The organism is Neobacillus niacini (assembly GCF_036961885.1).
Taxonomy (GTDB): Bacteria; Bacillota; Bacilli; order Bacillales; family Cytobacillaceae; genus Neobacillus; species Neobacillus niacini_H.
This window is the reverse complement of sequence record NZ_JBALNQ010000035.1, coordinates 58,927-60,927: the sequence shown is the minus strand read 5'-3', so window position 1 is coordinate 60,927 and position 2,001 is coordinate 58,927. Positions and strand designations below refer to the sequence as shown.

The following is a 2,001-nucleotide window of genomic DNA, read 5'->3' as shown; positions in this document are numbered from 1 at the left end:
GCCAGCGGAAATAAATAATAGATTTTTAATGTATGAGGAAAAATATAATGGTGAAGAAGAGCAAAGTATCGGTGATTTGTATTTAGTTTCTGAAGGTGAAGAAAAGGAAAAAATCGCAAGCGATGTTTTGGATGGTTTCTACTATTATATAAACAGTCAGGATAAAGTATTATTTATTAACAATGAACACGAGTTATATGAATTTAAAAAGGGAAGAGAAAAATCAAAGTTGGCTAAAGATGTAGTCCGAGTTGAAGGGGATTACAGTGACAATATCGTGACCTACCAAAATTCAGAAAATGATTTGTATATCATTAATGGTGAAAATAATGAGGATAAAATTTCCTCAAGTGTCACTCAGTATGAATTGATTGGAGACTATATCTATTATTTGGATGATGATGGTGATTTGTCCAAGTATAATATCAAAGATAAACAAGAAACTGAAATTGATAATGATGTTTTCTCTTTCACTAGCTTGAGTGATAAAGAAGAAATTGCCTATTTAGATGACGATTATTCATTGTATTACAAAAATGCTGGTGATGAAGAGAGTATTAAGATTACTAGTGATGAAGTCTCTCCAGGGTCAATTAAGAAAATCGACTCCAATCTTGTTTATTACAATATTGAGGATGCAGGCTCCTATGAGTTATATATTTCGCCACTTTCAAAAGGTGGAACTTCTAAAAAAATAGCCAGCGAGGTTAGCGATTATCAATTTAACGGTGGTTATTTTTATTATGTAAATAATGATGGTAATTTGTATAAGAAGAAAGAAAATGAAGATAATTCTACAAAATTAGCAAGCGATGTTTTTCAATTTCAGATTGAAGACGATACCGTATTCTTTACAAATGAAGATCAAAAATTGTTTAAGTTGAAAGAAGGCTCCAAACCAGAAAAGGTTTCTAGCTCTGTTTTGGATTACGATATCACAGCTAAAGGTGATTTAGTTTATCAAACAGACGATTTTGATTTGTATGTTAATGATAAAAAGGTTGCTAGTGGTATTAAGATGTTTGGACTGTATTTTGATCATTTAGCATTTGCAGGCGACGATGATAAATTATATTTGATGGAAAATATGGGTGAAAAGAAAGTCATTGAAGATGACCTTAATAAGTTTTCGAACGCCTACTATCAGAACAAACTGGTATATTCCAACGAATTAACCTTTGAGGACATTGCAGGGGTATGGAAGGCTGAATATGAAGGGGAGATTTTCTTTTTAGGGATCGAAAAAAATGGAAATTTAACAAGGTTTGAAACGGGAGAAGTCCAAGAATTGTCGGGGTCCTATGCTGGTTATCACTTTATAGAGGCGTCCGTAGACGATACCTATATTACTTTTAGCCTTGCTGAAGATAAAAGTTTAACCATCGAAATGGATGAAGATTACCAGACTCTATCGAGATCTACTAAAGCAGAAGCTGAGGATTATTATAAACAGGTACAGCTTGAAATAGATAAAAGTGATATTAGCTATTTGATGGATCGATATCTCACAAAATTTTCATATGCTGTAAACTACGGGGAGCCCTCCTATATTGAGGATTACCTAGATCCTGCGAGTGCTTTGTATAAGGAGCAGATCAACTTTGTTACAAATGCCTATGAACAGGATATTACAGAGGATTTAGAGGACTACCAAATTGAGAGTATAAACAACACTGCTGAAGGAATATATGTTGTGACTATTAAAGAGGTATTTACTATTTACTCGGGTGCGGATGATTACGAAGGAAGCGAGAAGACATTTAAAAATAGTTATACCGTTAAGAAAATAGATGGAGAATTCTTCATCAGCGATATCAAGGTTTCCCAAGAAGATTCAGGTTCATCCTTATAGTTTTACCATGCTATCTTGGAACGACTCGTCATTAATTGTATAAAGCCATTTTTAGCGGGACAGCTATTGCTGTTCCGCTTTTTAATCATCTTAGAATCGTCCCCTCGGCTCGGCCATCCCAGGCTGCCAAGTTGTTCAACATTCCGTCA

General features: G+C 34.3%; 1 protein-coding gene. It reads left to right on the top strand.

Annotated elements, in window-relative coordinates:
* Positions 1-1,852 (top strand): TcaA NTF2-like domain-containing protein (locus tag V7124_RS15875; protein ID WP_335490782.1); only part of this gene is annotated, 1,852 nt, incomplete at its 5' end.
* Positions 1,853-2,001: the final 149 nt, after the last annotated feature.